General features: G+C 56.8%; 25 protein-coding genes, 1 tRNA gene and 1 pseudogene. 11 read left to right on the plus strand and 16 right to left on the minus strand.

What is annotated here, in order from left to right; all coding sequences use genetic code 11:
* Positions 1-2 precede the first annotated feature (2 nt).
* The gene (locus MUM_RS0115985) at positions 3-1,379 is read left to right on the plus strand and encodes a hypothetical protein (RefSeq protein ID WP_010171522.1); all 1,377 of its coding nucleotides are present in this window, start codon (positions 3-5) and stop codon (positions 1,377-1,379) included.
* Between the two features lie 35 nt (positions 1,380-1,414).
* Here the strand turns inward: MUM_RS0115985 and MUM_RS0115990 are convergent, their stop codons facing one another.
* Positions 1,415-1,738, minus strand: coding sequence for a helix-turn-helix domain-containing protein (locus MUM_RS0115990; protein WP_010171524.1), 324 nt, complete (start codon positions 1,736-1,738; stop codon positions 1,415-1,417).
* A 181-nt stretch (positions 1,739-1,919) separates the two neighbouring features.
* Here MUM_RS0115990 and MUM_RS0115995 point away from each other — a divergent pair, with 181 nt between their 5' ends.
* Complete coding sequence (locus MUM_RS0115995) at positions 1,920-2,147, plus strand: hypothetical protein (RefSeq protein WP_010171526.1); 228 nt, start codon at positions 1,920-1,922, stop codon at positions 2,145-2,147.
* A 194-nt stretch (positions 2,148-2,341) separates the two neighbouring features.
* A complete protein-coding gene (locus tag MUM_RS0116000) occupies positions 2,342-2,725 on the plus strand; it encodes a DUF1090 family protein (protein ID WP_010171528.1) in 384 nt (127 codons plus the stop codon).
* A gap of 117 nt (positions 2,726-2,842) precedes the next feature.
* On the opposite strand, the gene pdxR is transcribed toward MUM_RS0116000, so the two are convergent.
* Positions 2,843-4,345 carry a MocR-like pyridoxine biosynthesis transcription factor PdxR gene (pdxR, locus tag MUM_RS0116005; protein ID WP_010171530.1) on the minus strand — a complete coding sequence of 501 codons (1,503 nt, stop codon included), beginning with the start codon at positions 4,343-4,345 and terminating at the stop codon, positions 2,843-2,845.
* 77 nt (positions 4,346-4,422) lie between these two features.
* On the opposite strand from pdxR, the gene MUM_RS0116010 reads away from it, so the two are divergent.
* Entirely contained in the window at positions 4,423-6,093 is a 1,671-nt protein-coding gene (locus MUM_RS0116010; protein ID WP_010171532.1) for a M24 family metallopeptidase, read from the plus strand.
* A 50-nt stretch (positions 6,094-6,143) separates the two neighbouring features.
* On the opposite strand, the gene MUM_RS0116015 is transcribed toward MUM_RS0116010, so the two are convergent.
* Positions 6,144-7,088: a GlxA family transcriptional regulator gene (locus tag MUM_RS0116015; protein ID WP_050543212.1), complete on the minus strand. Its 945-nt coding sequence runs from the start codon at positions 7,086-7,088 to the stop codon at positions 6,144-6,146.
* A gap of 185 nt (positions 7,089-7,273) precedes the next feature.
* On the opposite strand from MUM_RS0116015, the gene MUM_RS0116020 reads away from it, so the two are divergent.
* Positions 7,274-8,215, plus strand: coding sequence for an alpha/beta fold hydrolase (locus MUM_RS0116020; protein ID WP_010171536.1), 942 nt, complete (start codon positions 7,274-7,276; stop codon positions 8,213-8,215).
* On the opposite strand, the gene MUM_RS0116025 is transcribed toward MUM_RS0116020, so the two are convergent.
* Positions 8,202-8,675, minus strand: coding sequence for a GAF domain-containing protein (locus MUM_RS0116025; protein ID WP_010171538.1), 474 nt, complete (start codon positions 8,673-8,675; stop codon positions 8,202-8,204). The two genes, MUM_RS0116020 and MUM_RS0116025, sit on opposite strands and share 14 nt — an antisense overlap.
* Positions 8,676-9,388: 713 nt before the next feature.
* Positions 9,389-10,081 (minus strand): hypothetical protein, encoded by a 693-nt coding sequence (locus MUM_RS1000000134190; protein WP_141629511.1) that lies wholly within the window; start codon positions 10,079-10,081, stop codon positions 9,389-9,391.
* Between the two features lie 576 nt (positions 10,082-10,657).
* Here MUM_RS1000000134190 and MUM_RS0116030 point away from each other — a divergent pair.
* From MUM_RS0116030 to MUM_RS1000000133295, 3 genes are all read left to right on the plus strand, one after another.
* On the plus strand, positions 10,658-11,410 hold the full coding sequence (locus MUM_RS0116030) for a hypothetical protein (protein ID WP_010171540.1): 753 nt from the start codon (positions 10,658-10,660) through the stop codon (positions 11,408-11,410).
* 25 nt (positions 11,411-11,435) lie between these two features.
* Positions 11,436-12,257, plus strand: a complete 822-nt coding sequence (locus MUM_RS1000000133290) for an HNH endonuclease (protein ID WP_081480090.1) — start codon at positions 11,436-11,438, stop codon at positions 12,255-12,257.
* A gap of 529 nt (positions 12,258-12,786) precedes the next feature.
* Entirely contained in the window at positions 12,787-13,872 is a 1,086-nt protein-coding gene (locus tag MUM_RS1000000133295; protein ID WP_081480091.1) for an RNA-directed DNA polymerase, read from the plus strand.
* Positions 13,873-13,904: 32 nt separating this feature from the next.
* Here MUM_RS1000000133295 and MUM_RS0116050 read toward each other — a convergent pair whose 3' ends face one another.
* From MUM_RS0116050 to MUM_RS01000000132580, 3 genes and pseudogenes are all read right to left on the minus strand, one after another.
* Positions 13,905-14,699 carry a DNA adenine methylase gene (locus tag MUM_RS0116050; protein ID WP_010171549.1) on the minus strand — a complete coding sequence of 265 codons (795 nt, stop codon included), beginning with the start codon at positions 14,697-14,699 and terminating at the stop codon, positions 13,905-13,907.
* Between the two features lie 143 nt (positions 14,700-14,842).
* Positions 14,843-15,391, minus strand: coding sequence for a lysis system i-spanin subunit Rz (locus MUM_RS0116055; RefSeq protein WP_010171550.1), 549 nt, complete (start codon positions 15,389-15,391; stop codon positions 14,843-14,845).
* Positions 15,373-15,738, minus strand: a pseudogene (locus tag MUM_RS01000000132580) (glycoside hydrolase family 19 protein); the annotation flags it as partial. The pseudogene MUM_RS01000000132580 and the gene MUM_RS0116055, both read right to left, overlap by 19 nt.
* Between MUM_RS01000000132580 and MUM_RS01000000132585 the strand changes: the two are divergent.
* Positions 15,722-16,345 carry a tyrosine-type recombinase/integrase gene (locus MUM_RS01000000132585; protein WP_443216237.1) on the plus strand — a complete coding sequence of 208 codons (624 nt, stop codon included), beginning with the start codon at positions 15,722-15,724 and terminating at the stop codon, positions 16,343-16,345. The pseudogene MUM_RS01000000132580 and the gene MUM_RS01000000132585 sit on opposite strands and share 17 nt — an antisense overlap.
* A 26-nt stretch (positions 16,346-16,371) precedes the next feature.
* On the opposite strand, the gene MUM_RS0116075 is transcribed toward MUM_RS01000000132585, so the two are convergent.
* The 3 genes from MUM_RS0116075 to pvdQ form a co-directional block, all read right to left on the minus strand.
* A complete protein-coding gene (locus MUM_RS0116075; RefSeq protein ID WP_050543211.1) occupies positions 16,372-17,403 on the minus strand; it encodes a CBS domain-containing protein in 1,032 nt (343 codons plus the stop codon).
* Positions 17,404-17,671: 268 nt separating this feature from the next.
* Positions 17,672-17,745: transfer RNA gene (locus MUM_RS0116080), tRNA-Cys, on the minus strand.
* A 214-nt stretch (positions 17,746-17,959) separates the two neighbouring features.
* The gene (pvdQ, locus tag MUM_RS0116085; RefSeq protein WP_010171558.1) at positions 17,960-20,257 is read right to left on the minus strand and encodes a bifunctional acylase PvdQ; all 2,298 of its coding nucleotides are present in this window, start codon (positions 20,255-20,257) and stop codon (positions 17,960-17,962) included.
* A 242-nt stretch (positions 20,258-20,499) separates the two neighbouring features.
* Between pvdQ and MUM_RS0116090 the strand changes: the two genes are divergently transcribed.
* A complete protein-coding gene (locus MUM_RS0116090) occupies positions 20,500-20,877 on the plus strand; it encodes a hypothetical protein (protein WP_010171559.1) in 378 nt (125 codons plus the stop codon).
* A 1-nt stretch (position 20,878) separates the two neighbouring features.
* Here MUM_RS0116090 and MUM_RS0116095 read toward each other — a convergent pair whose 3' ends face one another.
* A complete protein-coding gene (locus MUM_RS0116095) occupies positions 20,879-21,073 on the minus strand; it encodes a hypothetical protein (protein ID WP_010171562.1) in 195 nt (64 codons plus the stop codon).
* Positions 21,074-21,246: 173 nt separating this feature from the next.
* Between MUM_RS0116095 and MUM_RS1000000134600 the strand changes: the two genes are divergently transcribed.
* Positions 21,247-21,384: a hypothetical protein gene (locus MUM_RS1000000134600; protein WP_010171564.1), complete on the plus strand. Its 138-nt coding sequence runs from the start codon at positions 21,247-21,249 to the stop codon at positions 21,382-21,384.
* Positions 21,385-21,442: 58 nt separating this feature from the next.
* On the opposite strand, the gene MUM_RS0116105 is transcribed toward MUM_RS1000000134600, so the two are convergent.
* The 4 genes from MUM_RS0116105 to MUM_RS0116120 are packed head-to-tail and all read right to left on the minus strand — an operon-like array spanning position 21,443 to position 25,263.
* The gene (locus MUM_RS0116105; protein WP_177325006.1) at positions 21,443-22,201 is read right to left on the minus strand and encodes an ABC transporter permease; all 759 of its coding nucleotides are present in this window, start codon (positions 22,199-22,201) and stop codon (positions 21,443-21,445) included.
* Between the two features lie 14 nt (positions 22,202-22,215).
* Positions 22,216-23,415 (minus strand): ABC transporter substrate-binding protein, encoded by a 1,200-nt coding sequence (locus MUM_RS0116110; protein WP_010171568.1) that lies wholly within the window; start codon positions 23,413-23,415, stop codon positions 22,216-22,218.
* A complete protein-coding gene (locus MUM_RS0116115; protein WP_010171570.1) occupies positions 23,402-24,205 on the minus strand; it encodes an ABC transporter ATP-binding protein in 804 nt (267 codons plus the stop codon). Before MUM_RS0116115 ends, MUM_RS0116110 begins: the two co-directional genes overlap by 14 nt.
* A complete protein-coding gene (locus MUM_RS0116120; RefSeq protein WP_010171572.1) occupies positions 24,202-25,263 on the minus strand; it encodes an acyl-CoA dehydrogenase family protein in 1,062 nt (353 codons plus the stop codon). The genes MUM_RS0116115 and MUM_RS0116120 overlap by 4 nt, the downstream gene beginning before the upstream one ends.
* Positions 25,264-25,308 lie beyond the last annotated feature (45 nt).

A 25,308-nucleotide genomic window follows, 5' to 3' on the forward strand; every position in this document is an offset into this window, starting at 1 on the left:
ACATGACGCCTGACACCCTGATCGGTCTCACCGAACGTAATTCCCGCACCGCCGAATTGATGATGCGCACGGCCGAGCAACACCTGTCTGAACTGCTCGGCGAGCAACTGGCGCTGGAGCAGGACATTACCCAGCGCCTGGGTAAAATCGCTGCCCTGCACCTGGACCAGGGCACCACGCAGAACGAGCAAGTCGCCGCCACCTTGACCCTGCGCCAACAGTCCCTGGACTTGCTCCACCAGCAACTGCGCGACGCCGAGCAGGCCGTGGCCCAGGCGCTGGCGGGCAAGGAAAAGCTCCAATCGCGAGCCGACACCCTCGATCAACGAGCCCGTCAATCCCTGGAACAGAGCCCCGACTACGCCCGCCAGGCCGAGCAGCTGGACCTGGCCCAGGCCGCCCACCGCGAACACATCAGCGGTTATGAAGACCTTCGCCAGGAGTGCGCGCTGAAGCGCCCGACCTTTGATAGCAACCTGGCCTACGTCTACCTGCGCGGACACGCCTTCGGCACCGACCAATACCGGCGCAACCGCCTTAACCGCTGGATGGACAGCTGGCTGGCGACCAAGGTGAATTACCTGGCCAACCGCAAGAACGAGCTCAGCCTGATCGCCCTTGGTGAGCGAAACGAGGCCTTGCAGGCCGAACGCACCGCCCTGATCAGCACCTTGAGCGCAAGCGTCGATGCGCAACTGGCTCAGGCACGTGACCAGCTCGGGCAGGCTTCAATACAGCCCGAACTCGACACCCTGCAACGCGTGGTCGACAACGCCAAGCGCCAGGCCAATGCCATCCAGGAAAAACTGGGCAGCTACTCGCGCAACGAAGACCCGCAGTACCAGCGCGCTCGCCAGTTGCTCACTGACCAGTTGAAAACCCGCAGCCTCGGCGAATTGATCGATCTGGCCAGCGAGACCCCGGACGACGCCGACGACCTGATCGTCGAGCAGTTGCAAACCCTGCACCTGCGTTTGAAATCGGTGTTACAGCAACTGACGGATACCCAGGAGGAGGTCCTGCTGCACAAGAGCGGCTACCAGCGTGCCAAAGAGCTGGAACGCAAAGTTCGAAATGACGCCTTTACCGGCCGCGATGTTTACTTTGACCTGTCGACTGACTTCGAACGGCTGGTAGCCGGCTACATGACGAGGGACGTGACACTCGGGCAGGTAGTGGATGTGCTGAGCCAGGGCCTCAAGATTGTGCGCCGCAGCCAGGTAGCGGCAGGCGCGACACGGGGCTATGTCAGCGCATCGATCAGCCCTTTCACCTATGGCGTCGCCACTGTCGACAGCAACAGTGATAACAACACCGCCAGTTTTTCGTCGTCAGGCACTACGGGCGGTGGCAGTTTCAGAACGACCGACAGTTTCTAGTCCGGCGGCGAGGCACATCCGGAACTTCCTCGTTGCTAGCCGTCAGACAACGAGGAAGTGATTTGCGCAATCGCGTCCTGATCCATCTGGTCCAACGTGCGGTAGTGGTTGATGATCAACGTTTCCTTGTCGCTCAAGTCGTCCTGGCTGATAACCGCCCGTTCCCCCGTCAGCACGTAAAGCACGTCCACGCCCTTGCCCCGGATGGCGATCAGGTAATCGGACTTGGGCAGCCGCGCACCACTTTCATAGTGCACCTGGGCATTGGCGGCGACACCGCCAATCGCGCCGAATTCCTGCTGGGAGAGCCCGAGTGCCTTGCGTTCCTCTTTCAGGCGGGCGCCGAGCCGATCGTCCATGGTGGGTACCTCAATAAGCATGTTTAACACCCACCATACGCTTATGTGCAGGAGCAGGGTCCATTCATTCGGATAGGAGCCTATAAGGCCTCCCCTTGCATCGCTCTGCCTCATTCCTCAGGATAGTGTTCTTGAGCTCAACATCGGCAAGGAAGCAGCAGGTTACCGAGGCCGACCCAACATGACGCTCCATGAAGATAATCCGTTGGAGATACAGGCGTGCGCGCGCCAGAAGCATCTATGGTTCTGGGTGCCTGTCGGTTTTTTAATTGTTTTTTTAACGATTACATCGATGATTTTTCTGGGGGCAAACCCACCTGAGTGGATGTTTGTTGCGCTCAGCTTTGGCTGGGTGATCGTTGCGTTGACGCTGCTGATGAAACTATCGGGTGCGCGCTGCGCCAAGTGAGGTGCGCCATCACTCAACCTGGGGCCGGAACCCACAACGTGAAACAACGCACATTTATGGAATTCCAATATTGAAGGTCAAAAAGTGACCAAATAATATCGGGCTCCACCCGAGCGCTCACTTCTATACGGATATTGTTCTGCGCCTGCTCGGGCTCCCACACGTGCGCAGGCAATTAAACATTGAGGTTTGCCATGCGTCTTTCCACACTCGCGCCAGCCACCGCCCTGCTCAGCCTGCTCACCCTGCCCGTCCATGCCGCCGATCTGTCTGCCCTCACGGGAGCCCTGTCGTCTGCCTTGGGTGGCGCCAGTAACAGCAACATCAACACCGTCAACGCCAATACCGCCTCCTGCCAGCAACAGGTCCGTGATCTGCAGGCCAATATCAATGCGGCCAATGCCAAGGGCGACACCTTGCGCGCGACGGCCTTTCAGGCGGCGCTGACACAAACTAACAAAAGCTGCAGCAACAGCACCTACAACACTCAGGCGCAAGTGAACACCAACCCCCAACACCAGCAAAACGTGAACAAGGCAGCGGATGCGATCAACGCCATTGGCGGCCTGTTCAAGTAAGTCGCAATGCCCGGTGAGAAAGGCCCGCGATCGCGGGCTTTTTATCGCCAATCGAAACGTCGCGGTGTGTAAGACTTCGTCTGGTGAAGTCACGTCGACCGGCGATGCACAGGGCATTTAAGACAGATCAAACTTGGGAAGCGCCTGCGCCGCCTGAGCCAAGCGCTGCGTGGCGATGCGGATTTCCTCCTGGTTGAGCGAGGCGAATCCCAGGCGCAGGGCGTTCTCTGGGTGATCAAAGGGTGAAAACAGCCGACCGCCGCGCACCACCAGGTCCAGCTCCAGCGCTTTTTCAGCCAGTTGATCGACGTCGATTGAGTCGGCAAACCTTACCCACAGCGCCAGCCCGCCTTCCGGTTCCTGCACGGATATCTGCTCGCCAAAAGCCTCCAGCAGGCAATTGAGCAGGGTTTCCCGACGCCGACGGTATTCTTTGGAAACCCGACGCAGGTGCTTCTTCAGCTCGCCATCGTTGATCAAGTCCGCGAGCATCCGTTGCATGACTGCATCGCCCTGCCCCAGGCTCACCGCCGCCTTGCGCTCGAGCACTTCGATGACATTCGACGGTGCAACGATGTAGCTGCAACGGAAGGTGCTGCCCAGGGATTTGGACAGCGAACCGATGTAGATCACATGACGCTGCGCGCTGTCGCTGGCCAGAGGCAAATAGGGCCGTCCGGCAAAGTGGTACTCGTGGTCGTAATCTTCCTCAATGATGCAGAAGTCATGCTGCCGGGCCAATTCCAGAAGTTGCTGCCGACGCCCGGCACGCAGGCTGACGGTGGTCGGAAACTGGTGATGGGGCGTGACATACATCATGCGGACGTTGTGTACCCGGCACAGCTCGGCGAGTTGATCGACCCGGCAACCTTCGTCGTCCAGGTCAACGGTGACCAGTTGCGCGCCCAACTGGCGGAAAATCTCCCAGGCAGGCGGGTAACTCAGGCGTTCGACCACCACCACATCACCGGGTTTGATCAGCACGCTGGCCGCCAGGTACAGCGACATCTGGACACCTTGGGTCAGGCAAATCTGGTCCGCGTCGACCATCAGGCCGCGATTATGGCGCAACATTTCGGCCAGGGCGTTGCGCAGGTATTGACCGCTGCCCTCGCTGCCATGGCGCACGGTGTTGGTGGTAAAGCTGTAGCGCAAGGCATTGCGGTAGTAGCGGTGCAGGACGGCTTGCGGCAGTAAACGATGGTCACAGGCGCCATTGTCGAAGAACAGCGCGCCCGGCCGCTGTTGCAGCGCAGTCACCTGCTCCCCCGGCGTGAAATAGACCGCCGCCGGCGTCTCCCGCAGCGTCAGGGCAAATGCCTTTGGTGCGCGGGGGGCAGCCACCGTGCCTGTCGCCAGTTGCGTACTGACGAACGTGCCACGCCGCTGAATGCTGACCAACCAGCCTTTGGTCACGCCCTCCTCGTAGGCAAGGATTACCGTCTTGCGGTTGACGTCCAGCAGTTGCGCCATTTCCCGCGTGCCGGGCAACAGCGTTCCGGGGCGCAGGCGGCCCTCGGCAATCGCGCTCACCAGGCCCTCAATGATTTTTCGATACGACGCCTGCGACTGCGCCCCGTCGAGCTTGAGCAGAGGACGCCATTTGCGAAGCTGGACCATGTGAATTATCCAAAACTGGAGGTTCTTATGGTCCTAGTCTACCGCAATAATCGAACCTCAATTGCCCCGAGGTATTTATGCATAACCGCCATGTCGTTGAATTGTTGCCCTCGGGCAAGTCCTTCGAAGCCGCCGATCAATTGCTGCTCGACGCCATGCTGGCCAGCGGTCTCGCCGTGCCCTTTTCCTGCCAGCGCGGCGCCTGCGGGTCGTGCAAGGTCAAGGTGGTGTCAGGCGAATATCGAGAAAAGACGCGCACACCAGACACCCCGGCGCCCTCTTACCCGCTCGCGGCTGACGAGATGTTGCTGTGCCAGAGCCATGCCTGCAGCGACATGCGCCTGGAAATTCCCGGCTGGTCACTGGACACGCCAACGCTGGAAGTCAGCGCACAGGTAATCGGCAAGCGCGCACTGAGCGGCGATATCGTCGAGCTGGTGTTGCAGACGGCCCAGCCACTGGAAGTGCGACCCGGCCAGTACCTCAGGTTTCGCCTCGACGATGGCGACAGCCGCTGTTTCTCCGTGGCCAATCTGCCCGCGCAGGAGCACGGCCGGCTGGTGTTTCATATTCGCCAGGTCAGCGGCGGCGTGTTTTCCGAACGCATCCTGTCGACCCTGCAAGCGGGCGATGCGTTGAAACTCGAAGGCCCCGTGGGCGCCTGCACCTGGCAACACGAAGATGAGCGCCCTGTGGTGCTGTTCGCGACCGGCACCGGCTATGCCGGCGTCAAACCGTTGTTGCTGACAGCCCTGGCCCGCCAAGCCGAGGTCACCCTGTACTGGGGTAACTCGGCACCGGCGGACTTCTACGACGCCGAGTTTCTCGAATGGGCCAGCGAGGCCCATCCACGCTTTAACTGGCATCGCGTCCAGGCGGCAGACGCCCGCGTGCAACAGGTCGCACTGGCACAGCCCCATAACTGGGCCGATAGCCAAATCTATGCCTGCGGCAATAGCACGATGATCAACCAGGTCCGCGAAACCTGCCTGGCAGCGGGTGCGCAGGCGCATCGGTTTGTCGCCGAAGCCTTCGTCCCCAGCGGTGCGTTGACCCTGGCGTCGTCACTTAAGACGCTGGACCCGGTGCTGGAAAAAGTCGGCCCGCGTTACTCGCTGGACGGCATGCTCGCGGCCCGCGAGCAAACGGTGAGAGCCCTGGCCGCCATCGCCGACCAATTGAAAGTCGGCATGACCACTGCGCAAGCGCTGCAAATGGCCAGCCAGACATTGCAGGACATGGGCGCGTCTCACACCTGGCACCCCACCTATATACGTTTTGGCGACGACACCGTCCGTACTCCGCGCCAGGGCGTCGACCTGCTACGCGAGCTGCGTGCCACCGATATCGCCGTGGTCGACCTGGGCCCGGTGTGGGACGGCTATGAAGGCGACTATGGCGACACCTTCGTGTTCGGCGAACACCCGCTGCATGACGCTTGCGTGAAGGCACTGCACCAAGTGTTCGACGAAACCCGCGACGCCTGGCACCGCGGGCTGACCGGGCGCGAGCTCTATGACTTCGCCGAGCACAGTGCCCTCTCCAAAGGCTGGCGCCTTGAACGCAACCTGGCCGGGCACCGCATCGCCGACTTCCCGCATGCGCTGTTCGGGCAGGACAAGTTGGCTGAAGTGGAGATCGTACCGAGCGAGATGGTTTGGGTACTGGAGGTACAGCTGTGCCACCCCACACTGCCGATCGGGGCGTTCTTCGAGGACATCCTGATTGGCGAGGCCAACCGGGCCTAGTCGGGGCGGCGGCGGTTGGTAGCCTGAAACCGCCCGCTTTTTCTGCCAACCTACCGGTGATAAGCCTTTCGGTAGGTGGTGGGACTCACGCCCACGATCGACAAGAAGTGTTGACGCAAAGAGAGGCTTGTACCAAACCCGCAGGCGTCAGCGATTGCCTCAACGCTATGGTCGGTGGTTTCGAGGTGCAGTTGAACGGCTTTGATTCGCTCGTTGGTAAGCCACTGCCCAAACGTCGAGCCGGTCAGTTGCTTGAAGTGCCGGGTGAAACTGCGTCGACTCATCGCCAGCCTCTGCGCGACGTGATCGATTGACAACGGTTGGCCCAGATTGGCCCGAAGCCAGTCGAGCAACTGGCCGAGACGCTGGTCGCTGGCGCCTTGAGGCACCGGCTGGCTGATGAACTGAGCCTGGCCGCCGTCGCGATGAGGCGAGACGAGCAGTTGGCGCGCCAACGCGTTGGCAACCCCCCGCCCGTAGAGACGCCTGACGATGTGGATGCAGCAATCGAGCCCCGCTGCCACGCCCGCCGAGGTCAGCACCTGTTCTGCTTCGACATACAGCACTTTGGGGTCCACTTCGATGCGCGGGAAATCTCGCGCCAGATGCGCCGCCCAGGCCCAGTGCGTGGTTGCCCGCTTGTCGCACAGCAGGCCCGCGTGGGCAAGTACGAACGCCCCCAGGCACAGCCCCACCACCAACGCGCCGCTTGCATGGGCGGCCTTAAGGGTTTCGACCAGTGCATGCGGCGGCGCTTCGGCGACATCACGCCAGCTGGGGACGATGACAATATCGGCCCCGACGACCTGATCCAGACCATGGTCGCACTGGACGGCAAAACCGGCGTTGGTCATCAGCACCCCATCCTCGCCAGCACAGACCACCAGTTCAAACCAGGGTGAATCCCCTACCCGGCGGTCTTTACCGAACACCAGGCAGGGAACGGAAAGGTGAAAGGGACTGATTCGGTTAAAGGCGATGACCGCCACTTTCACACTTTTTTTCACGGAGACGCACCTGATCAAGATTGGCCCGATTCTAATGAAAAATGGTCATTGGGCCAATGGTGTCGATACTGAGATACGTCCACTCTGACCTCAGCTGCATTTCACCGGGAAATGCGCAATTCAGAGCTCAGGCCTCAATGAATATCGCGACTTTTTGCACACTGGGAGTACTTATGACGACGCTGTCGATGACCCAACCGGCGCAAGCGGCCGGACCTGTGCCTTCCCTCCCCTATACCAGCGAGTCCACTGCCTATCACTGGTCCAGCGTGGACGGCGTGAAGGTGTTCTATCGTGAGGCCGGCCCCAGGGACGCGCCAACCCTTGTGCTGCTGCATGGCTACCCTTCGTCGTCGCGCATGTGGGACTCACTGATACCGCTGCTTGCCGATCGGTATCACGTGATCGCCCCCGACTACCCCGGGTTCGGCAAAAGCGACGCGCCCTCCGCTGCGACCTACGCCTACACCTTCGACCATCTGGCCGAGACCATGAGCAAGCTGCTCACACAATTGAAAATCGATGAGTACACCCTGTTCATGCAGGACTACGGCGGCCCGGTAGGCTTTCGGATGATCCTCAACGCCCCGCAAAAACTGCACGGCATCATCATCCAGAACGCCAATGCCTATAACGAAGGCCTGGGTGCCAAATGGGCAAACATCGCCAAGTATTGGAAGGCCCCTTCCGAACATCCCGAGCAAGTCGATGCGTTCACGGGGTACGAGGGCACGAAGCAGCGTCACCTGGGCACCAGCCCCCATCCCGAGCGCTATAACCCGGATGCCTGGGAAGACGAGTTTGCTGCCTTATCCCGTCCGGGCCAGCGGGCCATCCAGTCGGCGTTGTTGCTGGACTACCAGAACAACGTCGCTTCTTACCCTAAATGGCAGCAATGGTTGAAAGACAACCAACCGCCCATGCTGGTCATGTGGGGAAAATACGACCCGTCGTTCATTGTGCCGGGGGCCCTGCGCTACAAGGATGATGTGCCGGGTGCCGAGGTACATATCCTGGAGGCGGGCCATTTCGCACTCGATGAAAAAACCGAACAGATCGCCAGCCTGACGCGCCTGTTCATGGCGCGCATTACTGGTCGACCTAACGCCCCGTGAATGAACGCTTTATGGCCAACTCAACCTTATTGCGAAACTCATCCAGCGCCGCTCGCTCTTCGGCGCTGTACTCCTTGGCCTCTTCGTGCAAGGCGCAGACGGTGCCATACACCTCGCCGTCAGGGCCACGCACTGGATAGCCTAAATAGTTGCTCAACCCAAATTCCACCTCATCTTCATTGCCAGCCCAGTCGGCCTCCAGGCGAGAGTCCTTGACATAGAGCGGCTGGTCGGTGTCCACAACCCGCTCACAATAAAGTGCCTGGCCGTTGTGGGCCAGGCTGCTTTTCTTGCCCTGAGCGCCGATGGGATAGGTATCCTCATGACGGCCGCCAGAAGCCTCTACTTGCATGTGCTGGGGCAGTGATCGCATGACAAGGATGGAACTGACACCGAGTTGTTTCGCTAACGCGTCGATATCCTCGCGTAGCGAGTCGAATACTGAACTGGATTTGGCCACAAAAAGGTCCGGACTATGGGTTGGAAAAGTCCAACTATAGGACGCAGGATCAAAGATCCTAAATACCCAATGGGCATTAGATTAGAAGCGCCCGCCGCCCAGGATCCCTCGGGGTCAGACCACTATTCCCGACATCACCCCCCTGCACCTGATACTTTCCCACGCCCAATAAAAAACCCCGTAGACGTTAATCTACGGGGTTTTTAAGAGTGGAGGCCGAGGTCGGAATCCAACCGGCGTAGGCGGATTTGCAATCCACCATATTTTACATATAAATCAGTAGGTTGAGTCGATGTAAATTCCGCACCACCGCTATTTTCAACCGAGTGTAACGCAGACAGGCCAAGCAGGCAGCGTTGGGTTGCGGAACTACTTCTAGGCACCTCGCTAATCCCCATACGCCCCTACAATGCGCAATGATGGACAGACCGGTCTGGCTGAAAAACATAGATCTACAATAGGTGCGTGCTCCCGCTAGCCGGTTTTGAAGACCGCCATGCAAACTCAAGCAGTCGGTGGCCCCGAAGGCGGCGGACGTTCGATTGCTCGTAGCCGCCAGCCGGGCTAAAAGCCACACTCTATAAGGAGTGCGGTTTTAGTTTAGGAACTGTCTTTCACACTCTTCGGCACCCTGTCGGCCAGACACAACCGTGAAAGATGAACCTGCTGCTTAGCGGTTTAATCCACCCAAGAACGCTAATTTCAAACCCTGACTAGGCCATCTTTGCACTACCGCCCCAAACTTTTGTCTCGACTGAACCATTGGGCTTTCGAACAGCGTGATACTTCTTCTTACATTCAACACAGTGTACGACTTTTGTGCTTGGATATTCTCCAAGCTCAACCTTAGTCTCGCCTTCACAAGTATCATACGGACAAGAAACAGATGCGATAGGATCCAAGGCTACTCCTTTATCTAAGGCGTCCTGAATACCTTTAAGAAAGGATGTGAACTCTTCTGCACTCGGCTTGATTTCACCACTTTCGATTTGCGTAATTAACAACCCTACAGAATATGACGTCTCATTGAGGACGTTTGGATCAAACTTTTTCTCAGCCAAATCATTTAGATCCGCGATTATTGCTCTTAATCCCGGCACCATTTCTGAGAGTCTATTGATTGCATGGTTATCATTTGCTTTTTTCTTTTCCTCTAGGATAACGGCACCAATTTGTGATGTGATCGTAGCGAGTAACCGATTTATGGATACAAGCCTCGGCGCTATGGACTTCAAGAAACGACGTGAAGTAACAAATGCATCGGCTAATAACGCTCCGCCAACAGCAGAAAGCATTGCACTCACAGCACCTACAGAACTCGCACCATTAGACGCAACTACCGGCAAATAGACCCCAGCAAAAATCAAGAGCAATGCTCCTAAAATTTTCAGCCAGTGAATTTCCATCTCCTTGAAACTCTTATTTAGGCTATCTATGAAACCCATACTTCACTCACTTCTTATCAAATAATAACTCGATATGGAAATAAGAGTGTGACAAGCGCACTCCTTTGCAAAAAATTCACTGACACTATCTTTTAGGATTCGATTACACACAGCCCATCTCCATATCAGCTTTCAGATAACGCTATCACCTTGCCATCATTAATACTAGAGCCTGGCAACGCGAATTCATGCCCTATCTGCGGGTCTTGCGAGCCTCCGGCAAACGGTTGCATAAATGCATAATTGGCATTGGATGGCATAGATTGGCGTCCGGGTTGCCCCATTTTTGCCGCATGCTCGGCGCTTCAGGCTCCACAGGAACGATCGGTTCGATGATGGATTGGACGTAGCGGCGAACAAAAAACCCAGCTAGATTGACTTAGCGACCCTCCACCTCTTTAACCCGTAGCAAATTTTAAGCAACGTCTTCATGCTACCTTTCATGGATATAGGTGCTTCTGTTCTTGTATTCTCGCAAAAAGAGTGATGATCATTATTGGAATGCCTACAATGATCAAACTCAAAAGAGGTCGACGCATGAACACATCCTCTGTGAATTGGATTGCCGCCTACAACCGGCTCTTCATCCTTCTGGATAAGAGCGGTACACCGACCTATTGCAGCGGCCCAAGCTTCCTCAGAATGGCTCAGCAGGTTGACCCAGGTATACCTAGCTACGAGCAATTGATTCCGATGCTGCAGCGCCAAAGCAAAAGTACCTCTCGGAAGTCGTTCTACTGGGACATCATCCAAGGGCTTAACGAGCAACAGCGTTTCCAGCTATTTCGGCTTTTCATCGATGACCTAGAGCCCCATGCCAAGGAGGAAGTGGATGCCATCAGAGCCATTGTCTTTGGTGGCGGCTATGCTGTGCCCACCACCGTGGTCCCCCTTGACCTCTGGAACTCGGAGAAGCTGAACAACAGCCTCAGAGATATTGACCACGCCATTGATGCTCAGCATTACAACCGAGCGACTACGCTTGCCTACACATGTCTTGAAGGTCTCTATAAGACATATGTACGCAAACATGTCCCATCCAAGTCAGATCTCTCTGACCTCATGCCGCTATGCAAGGCAGTAAAGGATGACATCACCGAAAAGCTGAAGGAACGCGGGCCCTTCCCAGAGCAAATCGTAAATGCCATCCCGACCTTGACCAATGCAGTGGCTAACTCGCGAAACGGCTTTAGCGAGTCTCACTTTTCTGATGATGCACACAAATGGCTAGCGCTATTTGCACGAGATATGACCAATTCCATCGGACGGCTTCTGCTCCATTTCATCTAACGTTAAATCCCACTAGAGAACCTTGATGAAAGTATGGCGACTAATAGCCCATCACGAAGATCCAGATGGTGCTATAGAAGAAATGAAACTACGTAATCGTATTGCGATTGGCTGGAGCAAAATTGGTGATCTACGAAACGTAGATGTTTCTGGCCCCTCTGAAATTGCTTCGTTGATTGCAGTAGAATATCACCCTATAGAAAACTCTCATCTGGGTGGTCCAAGCCTATGGAATCTTTATAAAAATATGGATGCAGGCGATTTAGTTATCGTGAATGCAAAAAGCAAAAGAGTCTGTGTTTTTGAAGTCATTGGACCATATTTATATGAGGCTGGGGCAGGACAAATCAAGGGCTATGGCCATCAGCGGCCAGCATGCCTTACAAGCATAAAACCAGATGACCTATGGAATGGTTCAGACTCCCCAGTTCTCAAGGGGCAAAACATCCGCTGGACGTTGGTGGCATGCTCTGTCTCTGCTGCTGCCAAAAAATCGATATATAAAGAGGGATTAAGAAATTCCGTTACATCAACTACCATCGAAAGGAACCCGATCGCCCGTCAAAAATGCATTGAACACTTTGGATGCAAATGCTTTGTTTGCGGACTTGAGTTTTTAAAACGATACGGCGAACTTGGTAGAGACTACATTCACATTCATCACAGAGTAGACATTTCCACTCGACCTGACGAGTACGATGTTGATCCCAAAAAAGACCTTGTGCCACTCTGCCCTAATTGTCATGCAATGGCCCATCAGCAACGACCGTCAATCCTGGTGGAAAAACTGAGGACGTTATACGAACAGCACAATCCCCAACAACTCGACCAAAATCCAAATAATTAACTACGACACTTCCACCACAACCAGAGAACATGGGTTCTAAAATGGACAAAACTGAACTGCCAGAAGGCTACCTTTTGGAAGCTCTCACTAGATGGAGCTATTTCCCCACACAAAAAGATGAGTGCGAGTTCATTCCATCCTTACACTCAACCAAATTTACTCCCGAGGTAGCAATAGCACTCGCCGACATACCCCTGAGGAGAGATGGATACGACCAAGTTGAATTCAGACTCACTAGGCACAACTTATCCACCAGGCCATTATCTATTCCACACCCGGCCCCCTATTCGCATCTTTGCAAAGTACTCGCGGAAAACGAAAAAAACATAATAGAGCAAGTTGACATTTATAACAACACCCATAGCCTTATCAAACCCACTGAACATCAGTGCGGGAAGTTGATAATCATGGACTATGAAGACCCCATTGAAAAATCAGAACGACTAATAAATCAGAGCTTCGGAAAGAAATTTAGGGTTCAAACAGATATCACCAATTGCTTTCCAAGTATCTACACCCACGCAATACCATGGGCACTTATGGGGTTAGATCACTCCAAAAAAAAAATAAAGCAGGCGGCCTTTGGTTTAATAAAATCGATGCTGCCTATAGAAACATACGAAGAGGCGAGACACAGGGTGTTGGTATCGGCCCCGCAGCATCAAATTTTATTTCTGAAATAATTTTAACACGAATAGATGAAACACTATCCAAAAAATACGAATATTATAGATACATTGACGATTACACTTGCTACTGCGAAACCCATCAACTCGCCATTCAATTCATAAATGACTTAGACGCAGAACTAAGAAAATATAAACTTAGCCTCAACACCAGAAAAACACACATCCGAGAGCTCCCAGCAACTGTCAATTCAGAATGGGTAATCGAGCTTCAATCAAGAAGTCCTCTCGGTTTTTTTAGCACAGCAACCGACGAAGTAGTCGGTATCAAGCATAGCTCACTCGAAGCAATAAAACATCTTGAGCTTGCTGTACACCTCAACTCAAAAGACCCAGATGGCAGCATCATAAAATATGCTACAAAATCAATAATTAACAGACTGCAAGCCGATGCTTACGAACCAGTCACACATTACCTACTTAACCTTTCCTTCATATACCCACATCTTCTTCCACTACTGGACACACTACTTGAAAGCACACACATCAATCCGGAAAACTATGAAAAACATCTAAACTCGATAGCCATAGAAAACTGCCGAACTAGACGTTCTGACGGTATTTGCTGGCCCATCCACTATCTAAAAAAATTGAATCTAAAAGTCTACCCAGAACTGAGATCCAGAGTAATTGAATCAGAAGATTGCACTGGCATGCTTCTACTGGAAGGGTTCGAGGAACACTACGGGTCAAGTATAGAATTCATAAACTCCTTAGAAACAGAGTATGACAAGGATCGCTACTGGCTGCTGACATACCAACTTATAAAATGGGGACGCATCAAAGAAGAAAAACCGTCCCCAGACTTTGAAATCATGCTAAGTCACGACGTAAGTTTCTCTACTATAGATTCCGCCCCAAGCAAAAGCGAAGCTAGGCTAGAAGCAAAAAAAGTTGCCATCACGTTTGGTGAAGCCCTATCTAAGTAAAAGTAATAACGCCTCTATGAGGCGTTATAGAATTAAAACAATCCACCTAACACCGCTGGCTCCCAATTCATGATCACCAATTCTCCGCTGACATCGGCCTTTCCCTGCCGTTGGTTTGTGGTGCTGTAGCGGATGTCGACTGTTTCAAAATGGAAGCCTTCAAACACTCGGCGAATGTCCGGGTGATCGTTGATGCTTACCATGACCTTCCCCTTGCAACGCCTCATAAAGTCAGCCATTCGCTCGTAATTCTCAAAGGGAAAATCCACGCCATAACCGGCCGTCTGCCAGTAAGGCGGATCCATGTAGTGGAAGGTGTGGGCACGGTCGTAGCGCTCGGCACACTCAAGCCAGCCCAGGTTTTCCACATAGGTGCCTGACAGACGCTGCCACGCTGCAGATAAATTTTCCTCAATCCGCAGCAGATTGATCGCAGGGCCGGTAGTAGCGGTACCAAACGTCTGCCCGGTCACCTTGCCGGCAAACGCATGGTGCTGCAGGTAGAAGAATCGAGCGGCGCGTTGGATGTCAGTGAGGGTTTCCGGGCGGGTCATCTTCTGCCACTCGAACACCTGCCGAGAACTGAGCGCCCATTTAAACTGGCGCACGAATTCCTCCAGGTGGTTCTGCACGACGCGATAGAGCGTCACCAGGTCGCCGTTGATGTCATTGAGTACTTCAACCGGCGCGGCCTGGGGGCGCATGAAGTAGAGCGCGGCGCCGCCGGCAAAGACTTCAACGTAGCATTCGTGGGGTGGGGAAAGCGGGATAAGGCGGTCGGCCAGGCGGCGTTTGCCGCCCATCCAAGGGATGATGGGTGTAGACATAAAAAGCAAGACCTTTGCTGTATAGATAAACAGTTCTAGGCTCGCTCCGCTTTGTGCACGAAGCAGGAGCCTTGGCTGGACTTGCAGGGACGATCTGCGAGGAAGGTGGCCGGGTTGGATGTTGACGCATCCTACCCGGCCGCTCATTTTTCCTTCGGTGTAGAGACTTCATTTGCGTAAGCCTGACAGGCCCGCAGGGCGATCAATCCTCGGTCGCCGGTATCGGTGACTCCAATAATTCGTTGAGCATGCGCTGGGTCAAGTTGGGCTCTTGTGGTGCCATGAACCATGCGGCCGGTGGCGGTGGTGGGTGGCATTGAACAGCTGCCGGCGGTTTCGGTGGCGGCGAGTACGACTGACAGCCGTAGCTCAGTAGTAGCCAGGCGATCACGAAGGCGAGCCTGCTTGGTTTGCTCATCGGTCAATACCTTGTAGTGGGTTTCATCTTTGTTCTGCAGCCGCAGCTCCAGAGCCAGGCGCTTGTCCTGCTCGGTACGCTGCACCTCAGCAGATGCTTGGGATATATCGCTGAGGGTGTCCGCCTGCAGCCGGGCTTGGCGCTCCAGCACGCGGCCATATCGCCAATCCTGTGCAGTCCAGGCCAATGCTGCAGATCCTGCGGCCACCATCAGCAACAACACACCGATGGCAGCGATGCGGAACTGCGCAGGGATCAGGTCGAGGAGACGCATAACGCTGCCCTCGCCCGGCCCCAGAGCCGCAGCCGATCCTCCAGGCCGTTGAGGCCGCCATTGATGCGGCGGGTGATGGTGTTGAACTGATCCTGATCCGCGAGCGCGTTCAGCCCGTTCACCGACCAGAACTACGCCGCCGACTCTGCCGCCCATTGCGGCTGCTCCAGCAACTCCGGTGTACGCAGCAATCGTTCATCACCGAACAGCGCCAGGCTGCAGCGCAGGTAGTTGTTGTGACCGGTGATCTGGATCAGCCCACGGCCACGGTAGCGCTGACCATCACCGTCAGCTTCCGGGGTGTTGCCGAGCTTGGCCGCCAGAGGCCCGGTGTCGTATTTGCTGACCAACAATGCCAACCCTTGCTTCGGTGTGCGTCGAAACAAAGAGACCCCGCGGGACTACTACGCCGGCGATATCGTGTGGAATGCCATGTATGACGCAGCCGTGCAAGAACTCAAAGATGCCATGGACCTCGCCTACTTGACCGGTCAGCGCCCCGCCGACGTGTTGAAAGTGGCCACCACTGATTTAAACGCCGAGTTCCTGATGGTCAAACAGGGCAAGACCGCGAAGAAACTTCGTCTACGGCTGGAGGATGAAGGTGTACAGTCCGGGCTGAGCGCCTTTATCAATGACCTGCAGGAACGCCGGGCCCTCAGCGGCATAAAAACATCGAGACTTATCACCAACACATCCGGCCTTCGGATGAGCCAGCAGATGCTGCGCAATCGCTGGGACGAAGCTCGCGAGAAAGCTGCCATCAAAGCAGGCACCGACGGTGACTCTGACCTGGCAGTGCTGATCCGCCAGTTCCAGTTCAAAGACATCCGCCCAAAAGCAGCCAGCGAAATCGAGCTGACACACGCCAGCCGCCTACTTGGGCACACCACCGAAAAGATGACCAAGAAGGTCTATCGACGAGTGGGTGAGATCGTAAAGCCAACCAAATAACATTTCGCTACTTTCTCGTACCTAAATCACTGTGGTGGGCTGAGTGCATCCAGTAATCGCACGAATTGCCGCAGTTTCTCTAGCTCTGTTGGGGCAGTACCATCTGGATCGAAGTGCATCACGTCGTTACGAATGTCTCTTATCTCCTTCAAGCGTTCGACAAATGTTGCGCGATCTATATTCAGCCCCAAGGTAGACCAGCGGCTGGGATTCTCAAGTAATCGAACATGCTCTCCAAAAGTAAGATCGGACAAACTGTTTATATCTCGAGACATGTCTCCTGGGTCTTTTAGTGAGGACAGATCATCCCTTGTAAACTTCCCATCACCTAAGCGACGAAGGTGCATCTCGATCTCGCCGAGCAATAAGAATGGCTCGGCGAGCTGACGGAATTGAAGGCTTAAATCAGTTGTCGTCACTATGCCAGATATCGTTTTGTCGCTAGCTTCGATCAAAACGAAAGCACGTTCAACGATTGTCGGAATTGCTGAAAAAAGTGAGCTGTCCGCATTAATAACTACCGCCTCGTCGAGGCAATCCCTGACGTTTACGCACGGACGGTTAAGCGCGAGCATGGAGCCAATAGACTTCCAGGTGACAACGCCCTTAAGTGATCGATCACCTTGCATAACCGGGAGCTGAGAATAGTCATAGAGCAGCATCAGCGTAACTGCTTCAGAAACGGTGGCATTCGGCCCAACAGATATTAGTTTGAGGTTAGCAGATGGTAGCTTCCCAATTCTTTGAGTAGGATCCTCAGGCTCCTCAGTTACAACTTTACCCAAAGACTCTTCATGCAGGTCTGAAAACTGGCTGGCGATAATTTCAGGTTCTTCTACCAAATGAAATACAAGAGGCCCATCAAGGTATGCGTACTCAATATCTGGATCGGTAGTTAATTTTAATTCTTCCAGATTCTTTCTGATAGCGTCCACAATATAGCGACTGCGACGCTCGTACCGATACCAACTTAGGAGAGTACGAACGGAGTACTCTTGAGGCCCTTCAGATCTCACACGTTCAGCAACCTTACTTAGCTCTTCTGGAGCGCTATACATCATTCATCCCTAGTAGATATAAACGACCTAAAGAACAACTACGCAATTCGTTTAGGGGATTGGCGGCTGGTCAGTGGAATTTGCAAGCCTGGATGCAGACTATCGCTGATTTTCTGTACTGATGTATAGAGCCCTTGGCACCAGAGCCGTTGATTTTGAGCCCCGTTTGAATCGAGGTTGCGGAACACATGTCAAAAGTTGCGGAACGGATCATAAATCGCAGGCAATAAAAAACCCCGTAGATCATTGATCTACGGGGTTTTAAGAGTGGAGGCCGAGGTCGGAATCGAACCGGCGTAGGCGGATTTGCAATCCGCTGCATAACCATTTTGCTACTCGGCCTCAAACGATCAATGCCTTACAACCGACATTCACCGCATACAAACTTGAGTGGGCTATGTGAAGCTTGCCTCTACTCTATCTCATTGAAAACATTGAAGTTTTTAATGCTTCAGTGCGTTCGATGGGCGCAATTATGTACTCATTTGCCAGGGCTTGCAACCCCTTGATTTCAAAAAATATTCTCTCAAGGGGCGGCCATTGCCGGTGGCCTACCCTACCGTCCGGCTTCTTCCTTGTCACGGACAACCTGCAATTGGTACAGCGGATCAGCCTTGATCTGCTGTTCGGTAAACGGCAGTGGCCCGAGTTTTTTCTCGGAGAACGCCAGGGTCTGGTCCTTGAAGTATTTCGACGCCGGGTCGCTGGACAAGGAGAACGCCAGTACGCCAACCGCTTGCGGCCCCTTCTCGTCGAACGTGACGATTTGCAAGTAGCTGCTGCCGCTGACCACTTCGCGCTTGCCATCCGCCCGGGGCACGCTTTGCATGGCGTTGTACACGCCCAGTTCCTGCGGGCCGCCATGGATCGGTGTTTGTCCCGAGACCTGGATATCACCCCAATGGCTGTCGGCGGTCAGCCCGCGCTTGGCCACGTCGGCGGCGGACGCCAGCATCGCCTCGCGCAGTGCCTTGGCCACCCCTGCCCGTTCAATGGCCAGCCCACGCGGTGTGGTCAAGGGGTGTGCCGGGTCGAAGCCGACCTTCCACGCGTCGGGCGCTTGCGCCAGTTGCTCTGCCAGGTTGATGAAGTGCACCAGGCCCAGGCCGCTGTCTAGGTTGGCGCGCTGGTCCCAGTTTTTCAGGCTGTCGCACACCGACTTCACGCTGGCATCGGCACCCGCGCAGAATTTCAGCAAGTCCGGCATGACCTGGCTCGCGAGGTACACCTGGTTGTCCATGACCATGTTCTGCAAGTCGACGACCTTGATCGGCTGCTTGTCGAGTTCCTGCAAGCGTTGCAAGGCGAAACGGGCACGTGGGCCCAGGCCGATGTTCTCCTGGCTGATCACCGGCGAGAAGCCGGTCAACGGGGCCTTGGGGTTGACCATCCATGCCGAGTCGTTGGAGTGCTGCACGTAGTCGGTGCGCTCAAGTTGCGGCTGCTGATCGGCCGGGAAGATCCCGGCCTGGGCGGCACGCGGGTCCACGTCCCAGGCGCAGGCGCTGCGGGAGCCGTCGAGCATGATGAACTGCAGCCCCACGCGCGGGTCGCTGCACTGCGCGAGTTTTTGCGCGCTGACGTTGGGCACCACCGACAGGTTCATGTACAGGCTCTGACCCTGGTCGTCCGCCGCCAGGGTGTTGACCCACGGGATACCTTGCAGGGTGTGCACCGAGGTTTGCAGTTCCTTGAGGTTCGCGGCGCGGTTCATCGCGTACCACTGTTGCAGCACCCGGTCGTTGCCCAGGTTGGCGTCCCGCAGGCTGAAGGCATATTTTTTATCCCAGTCCAGCTTGCCCGGCCATTGCACCATCGGGCCGAATTGCGAGCTGTAGACGGTGCGCGACTCTTCCCGGGTACTGCCGTCGGCGGCTTTCACCGTCACCTTGAGGTTGGTTTTATCCATGGGCACGGATTTGCCGTCCAGCAGATAACGGGTCGGGTCCTTCGGGTCCAGGGTCAGGCGGTACAGGGTGAAGTGTTTGGAGGTATCAACCGTATGGGTCCAGGCCACGTGCTGGTTGAAGCCGATGTTGATCACCGGCAGGCCCGGCAAGGCGGCGCCCATCACATCCAGTTGGCCGGGAATGGTCAGGTGCATCTCGTAGAAACGCATGCCACCAACCCACGGAAAATGCGGATTGGCCAGCAACATGCCACGGCCGTTGAATGATCGGTCGCGGCCCACTGCAACGGCGTTGCTGCCACGGTCCAGGGCGAAACGCTGCTGGTTGGCAGCGGCGACCTCAAATGCCTTGGCATCCCTTTGAGCGACAGCATTCGGCGGCGCGGCGCCCACCAAGGCCTCGGCAAACTGCCCGACGCCGCCTTCCACCAGCAAACGACGGGTCAGCTTGACCAGGTCTTGCGGCGTGATGGGCCGTACCCATGCGGCCTGGCACTGCGCCGGCAAGCCTTGGGCGGTACGCTCCTTGAGGTAACGGTTGTAGCCGGCCACATAGCCTTCAATGCGCTGCTGCATTGCAGGGGTTTGTGCCTTCCAGAACGCCGCAACCGCCTCGGGCGTGTTGAGCCAGGTGAAGAACACGTCGTTGGCGAGGTTGTTGCGCCCTTCCAGGGTCGCCTGCTCGGGGCCGAAGTACCTGGCGCGCTCACCGTTGACCGTCACCACCTCATTGGCCAGCAGGCACAGGTTGTCCTGGGCATAGGCATAGCCGATGCCAAACCCCAGCCCGCGCTCGTCGCTGGCCCGGATATGGGGGACACCAAAACCGGTGCGGCGGATCTCGGCCGTGGCCTGCTGCTCCTGCACCCGCGCCGTGGCCGAAAGACTCAGCCCCAGCAACGCACCCGCCACGCACACCCTGAACAACCCGTTGGTAATAATCACGCAGACTCCACAGCCAAATTAAACACCGTGACGAGGGACAGCTTCGCCAACACCTCAGTTAAGACGTAAAAACCGGGAATAATTTAGCAGCCGCAGGCGTTTATTCAGACATGTCGATATGTCTCCGGGATGTTACCGACAAAATTTCTACATCCCGCGCTTCATGATTTCGGCTGCTCGTACGTCTTATTAGTTAAGAGCACCATCATTTTCCTGATCAGGCTCTGATAAGGAGTTTCTGCATGTACAACTCGCAACTGCCCACGGAAGGACACTCATCCATGCATGACGGCGCTTTTGGCTCCGGCAACCAGGCGTTCGGCAAGGCGCCGGAACATGGCAACCAGCGCATTCGTCATTTGCTCAAGTGCTTTGGCCTGCGCACCAGCCTGATCCGGCTGAAGGTCATCGACGCCCTGCTGACCGCTGCCGACAACCAGCGCACCCTCGGCGTGCGCGGTGTGCACAGCCATTTGCTGGAGCTGGGCATCCCGTTGTCGTTTCTCAGCGTGCGCGAGGTGCTCAAGCGCCTGTGCACCGAAGGCGTAATCACCCTGAACGCCGACAAGAGCTACAGCCTGCACGAGCAGGCTGCCAAAGTCCTGGAAGGCCGGGCCTGACTCAGAGGTTGGGCTTGACCTTGCGGCGCATCACACCGTTGATCACCACCACGGTCACCGCCACGGCAATGGCGATGTACTGGAACGTTTTTTCGCTGATGACCCCGTTGTTCTGCAGGTAGGACAGGCCAAACATCGTCCCCAGCACCACCAGGGAGATCAGAATCGAGTATTTCAAACGTTGCTTTTGGGTCATGACGGGTTCCTGAAGCTGAAAAATTGTATCCACTTTGTATCGACTGCCACACCAAGCGCATACCCTTTGGCGGGGATGGAATGGGGTCGGCGGGGTCTCATGTTACAGGCGATGAAAAACTTTGGCTTGTCCAACGCCTGATTGAACCTGTGAGTACCCTAGAGGATTTGGAAATGCTTCGTCGAATCACACTGCTGATTCCCTTGCTGATCATGCTGAGCATGAGCGGCTGCATTATTTTCCCCCACGGCGGTGGCGGGTGGCATGACCATCGCTACTACGACGGCGGACCGGGGTATTACCATCGCTGATCACGCTGCATAAACAACAAACCCGACATCCAGTCGGGTTTGTTTTGAAGGGCCAGGCCTAACTGTTGGCGCCATGCACCCAACGCTGGTGCAACCACCGCGCAAACGCATCCAGAGCAAAGCCCAGCAAGCCGATCAGCAGCACCATCGCCATCAGCTCCGAGTAAGCCAGCCGGTCACGGGTGTCGAGGATGTAGTAACCCAGCCCCGCACTGACCCCGAGCATCTCGCACGGCACCAGCACGATCCACAGAATGCCGATGGCCAGGCGCACGCCGGTCAGCACGTGCCCCATGACCCCGGGAATAATTACCCGGCGCAAGGTTTCCCAGCGCGTGGCGCTCAGGCTTTTGCTCAGTTGCAGCCAGCGCGGGTCAAGCTGACGCACACCCGCCGCGGTATTCAACAGAATCGGCCACACCGCCGCGAACGCCAGCAGGAAGTAGATCGGCTGGTCGCCCACGCCCATCAACATCACCACGATGGGCATCCACGACAGCGGCGAGATCATCCGCAAAAACTGGAAGGCCGGCGTGGTCGCCGCTTCCAGCTTGCGCGAACTGCCCACCAGCAAGCCCAACGGCACACCTATCAGCAACGCCAGGAACAGCCCGACAAAGATTCGCTTGAGGCTCACGGCGATGTTCAGGTACAGCTCGCTGCGCCCCAACAATTCCCACAGGCTGGCGAAGGTCGCCGACAGCGAGAACCGCGCAGACAAACCGTCTGTACTGCCAAATACCTTCACCCCCAGCCACCAGAGCAACAACAACCCTGCCAGCCCGCTCAAGCCGAGCAACCAGCCCGGCAGTCCCAAGGTTTTGCCGTGATTCAAACGCCAATCTCCTCGTTTCTCTCGAAGCCTTCCGGCAGGCCGAAGGTTTTCATGCCGCCGACCGCCGCGATGGCGTTGCGTACGAAGCGGTCGTCCACCAGGTCTTTGGCGACGAAGGCAGGATCCAGGTCGGCGAGGAATTTCTTGTCGCCCTCGATCAGCGTGTCCTTCAAGCGGCGCACCAGTTCCTCGGTGTAGCTGGGGAATGGATACGGTTGGAAGTCAATGCGGTGCTCGTCCCAGTTGGCGTGCTGGATCGCACCATCGGCCAGGTACGCGGCACGGTCGCTGGCCGCCGGCGCGAGGACTTTGCGCAGCACCGGTTCGGCGTGCGGGGTGTAGCGGTTTTCGCCGTCCTTGGACAGTAGCTTTACTGCCTCTTCGCGGTTGTCACGGGTCCAGACCTGGGCCTTGACGATGGCATTCACCACCTTCTGCGACCATTCCGGGCGGTTGGTCAGGTCGTGCTCGTGCATGAACACCACGCAGCACGCGTGGTTGCGCCACACGTCGCCGGTAAAGCGCTGCACCCGGCCCACGTTGAGGTTTTCGGCCAGGGCGTTGAACGGCTCGGCGACGATGTAGCCGTCGATGCGCTTGCTGGCCAGCGCCGGCGGCATGTCGGAGGGCGGCAACACGATCAGGTTGACCTCATTGGCGGCAATCGCGCTGCCAGCGGCACGCGCCACCGGGGTCAGGCCGTTGTCGCGGAACAACTGCTGCACCACCACGTTGTGGATCGAGTACCAGAACGGAATCGCCACCGACTTGCCGCCCAGTTGCTTCACATCGGTAATGCCCGGGGACACGGTCAAACCCGAGCCGCCCACGTGGTTCCAGGCCACGACCTTGGCCGGGACCTTGCTGCCATAACGCGCCCACACCGTCATCGGCGACAGCAGGTGAATCACGTTGACCTGGCCCGAGATAAACGCCTCGATCACCTGCGCCCAACTGCGCAACAGCACCGGGCGCTCGGCCTTGATGCCCTCGGCTTCGAACAGGCCATTGTTGTGGGCCACCAACAACGGCGTGGCGTCGGTGATCGGCAAGTAGCCGATACGTACCGGTGCGTCCGGCTCACTGGCCGCCCGGGCCTGCAAACTGCTGAGCAGTGGCAAGGCACCGGCGGCACTGAGCACGGCCGAGAGTTTGAGAAAGTCACGGCGCGAGTGAGTGAGGTCATCCAGACACATGGCAAGGCTCCAGCAGTTCAGTGGGTTGGGGGTTAGTGCGGCTCGCCTGCCGTAGGGTTTTGAGAATCTCGATGCGCAGGATGCCGATGGCTTCTACCTGTTCTTCCCGCGGTTGCGGCAGGTCGATGCGCCATTCACCGAGGGTCCGCGCCGGGCGGTTACCCAGCAGCAGAATCCGGTCGGACAGCAGCAGCGCTTCGTCGATGTCGTGGGTGATCAGCACCGCCGCCGAGCCTTGCTCGCGGTTAACCTTGAGCAGCAGGTGCTGCATGTCGGCACGGGTCACTTCATCCAGGGCGCCGAAGGGTTCGTCCAGCAGCAACACCTGCGGCTGGCGCGCCAGGCAACGCGCCAACGCGGTGCGCTGGGCCATGCCGCCGGACAACGCCGCCGGGAATTGCTGCCGGGCGTGTTCCAGGCCTACGGCGTTGATTGCGTGGTCGACCCGCTGGCGGCGCTCTTCAGGACTCAGGTGCGGTTGGCGGGCAAAGTCCAGGCCGAAGGCGACGTTCTTTTCCAGGCTCAGCCACGGCAGCAGGCTGGGGTCCTGGAACGCCACCGCCACCCGTGGATGCGGGCCGTTCAATGGCTCGCCCAGCAGGCTGATGCTGCCGCCCTGGGGCGCCTGCAAACCGGCGAGCACCCGCAGCAGGCTGGACTTGCCAACACCGCTGGGGCCCAGGATCGACACCACTTCACCCGGCTGCAGCTGCAGGTCGAAACCCTCCAGCACCGAATTGCCCGCGTACCCCAGGCAAATCCCCTGGGCGTGCAATACCGCCTGGCTCATAGATTGGCCTGACGGTTCAGCTCGGTGCGCAACTGCACCAGGCTCGGGGTCACGATCGGCACAAACGCCGACTCGCGCCAGCGCCGGGCAAAACCGCTGCCGTGGGCGGTCAGGTAGGCCTTGCCGCCGCTGGCTTGCAACTCAAGCTGAACAGCGCTGGCGGCAATTTCGGCGAGGGCAATGCGCAGGCGGAACAACGGCACCGGCTCGGTACCGAAACGGCCACTCAGCAGGCCTTTCTTGAGGTCGTTGACCGCCTGCTCCAGGGAGGTACGCAGCACTTCCAGTTCTTCGCGCAATACGGTGCGGCTGGAGCCCAAGTGATTGGCCACCTCAGCCAGCGAACGCCGGGCCAGGCCGATGGACATGCCGCACTGCAACCCGAGAAACGCCGGGCGCACCGCCGGCAGGAACTTGCGCGCATCGTCATGCAGCAGCCAGTCGCGGCTCAGTTCCACGGCTTCAAAGCCGAGGGCGGCGGTGTTGCTTGATTGCAGGCCCAACAGCTCCAGGTCACGGGAGCGTTGCAAGCCGCTCACCGAATCGGGAATCGCCAGGATAAACGGCGCGCCGCCCTGGGCATGCTCGATGGCAGCTGCCACCACAAACCCGTTCTTGCGCAGGTTGGTCACCCAGTGCAGGCGGCCATTGAGGTTCCAACCGTCATCCGTCGGCTCGGCGCTGATTTGCAGCGTCTCGATGCCAGACAAAAACTTCATCGCGTTGGACAGCCCGGTCGCCCCGGCGAGCTTGCCGCTCAGCAGGTCCGGCAGCAGTTGCTCGCGCAGCCGCTGGTTCGGGCTTTGCAGCAGGTACTCGATAAACGAGCGTTGGCCCCAGCAGACAAACGCCGACGCCAGGGAATGGCTGGCCACGTCGGCAATGGCTTCCACTGCGCCCGTGACATCGCCGCCCAGGCCACCGAGGTCCTTGGGCACACCGATACGTAATACATTGGCCTCTGCCAGCCGTGGCAGCACTTCCTGCGGATCGCAACTGCCCACATCCAGGGCCTGCGCTTGAACATCGAGCCAACGGCTCAAGATTGGGTCAAGCATTCATGTTTCTCCTTGTTACAGCATGTTTACCATCGCGAACGCTTG

Origin of the sequence: Pseudomonas sp. PAMC 25886, from assembly GCF_000242655.1 — a bacterium.
GTDB lineage: Bacteria > Pseudomonadota > Gammaproteobacteria > Pseudomonadales > Pseudomonadaceae > Aquipseudomonas.

Coding starts and splice junctions, on each gene's coding strand:
- MUM_RS0116055 (WP_010171550.1), bottom strand. CDS start 15,391: ATGCGTCTCCTCGACCTGATCCCTGCGCAGTTCCGCATCGCTGCCATC.
- pdxR (WP_010171530.1), bottom strand. CDS start 4,345: ATGGTCCAGCTTCGCAAATGGCGTCCTCTGCTCAAGCTCGACGGGGCG.
- MUM_RS0116010 (WP_010171532.1), top strand. CDS start 4,423: ATGCATAACCGCCATGTCGTTGAATTGTTGCCCTCGGGCAAGTCCTTC.
- MUM_RS1000000133290 (WP_081480090.1), top strand. CDS start 11,436: ATGAAAGTATGGCGACTAATAGCCCATCACGAAGATCCAGATGGTGCT.
- MUM_RS0116115 (WP_010171570.1), bottom strand. CDS start 24,205: ATGAGCCAGGCGGTATTGCACGCCCAGGGGATTTGCCTGGGGTACGCG.
- MUM_RS0115985 (WP_010171522.1), top strand. CDS start 3: ATGACGCCTGACACCCTGATCGGTCTCACCGAACGTAATTCCCGCACC.
- MUM_RS0115990 (WP_010171524.1), bottom strand. CDS start 1,738: ATGGACGATCGGCTCGGCGCCCGCCTGAAAGAGGAACGCAAGGCACTC.
- MUM_RS1000000133295 (WP_081480091.1), top strand. CDS start 12,787: ATGGGCACTTATGGGGTTAGATCACTCCAAAAAAAAAATAAAGCAGGC.
- MUM_RS0116000 (WP_010171528.1), top strand. CDS start 2,342: ATGCGTCTTTCCACACTCGCGCCAGCCACCGCCCTGCTCAGCCTGCTC.
- MUM_RS0116110 (WP_010171568.1), bottom strand. CDS start 23,415: ATGTGTCTGGATGACCTCACTCACTCGCGCCGTGACTTTCTCAAACTC.
- MUM_RS0116120 (WP_010171572.1), bottom strand. CDS start 25,263: ATGCTTGACCCAATCTTGAGCCGTTGGCTCGATGTTCAAGCGCAGGCC.
- MUM_RS1000000134190 (WP_141629511.1), bottom strand. CDS start 10,081: ATGGAAATTCACTGGCTGAAAATTTTAGGAGCATTGCTCTTGATTTTT.
- MUM_RS0116075 (WP_050543211.1), bottom strand. CDS start 17,403: ATGTATAGCGCTCCAGAAGAGCTAAGTAAGGTTGCTGAACGTGTGAGA.
- MUM_RS0116090 (WP_010171559.1), top strand. CDS start 20,500: ATGTACAACTCGCAACTGCCCACGGAAGGACACTCATCCATGCATGAC.
- MUM_RS0116095 (WP_010171562.1), bottom strand. CDS start 21,073: ATGACCCAAAAGCAACGTTTGAAATACTCGATTCTGATCTCCCTGGTG.
- MUM_RS1000000134600 (WP_010171564.1), top strand. CDS start 21,247: ATGCTTCGTCGAATCACACTGCTGATTCCCTTGCTGATCATGCTGAGC.
- MUM_RS0116030 (WP_010171540.1), top strand. CDS start 10,658: ATGAACACATCCTCTGTGAATTGGATTGCCGCCTACAACCGGCTCTTC.
- MUM_RS0115995 (WP_010171526.1), top strand. CDS start 1,920: ATGACGCTCCATGAAGATAATCCGTTGGAGATACAGGCGTGCGCGCGC.
- MUM_RS0116050 (WP_010171549.1), bottom strand. CDS start 14,699: ATGTCTACACCCATCATCCCTTGGATGGGCGGCAAACGCCGCCTGGCC.
- MUM_RS0116020 (WP_010171536.1), top strand. CDS start 7,274: ATGACGACGCTGTCGATGACCCAACCGGCGCAAGCGGCCGGACCTGTG.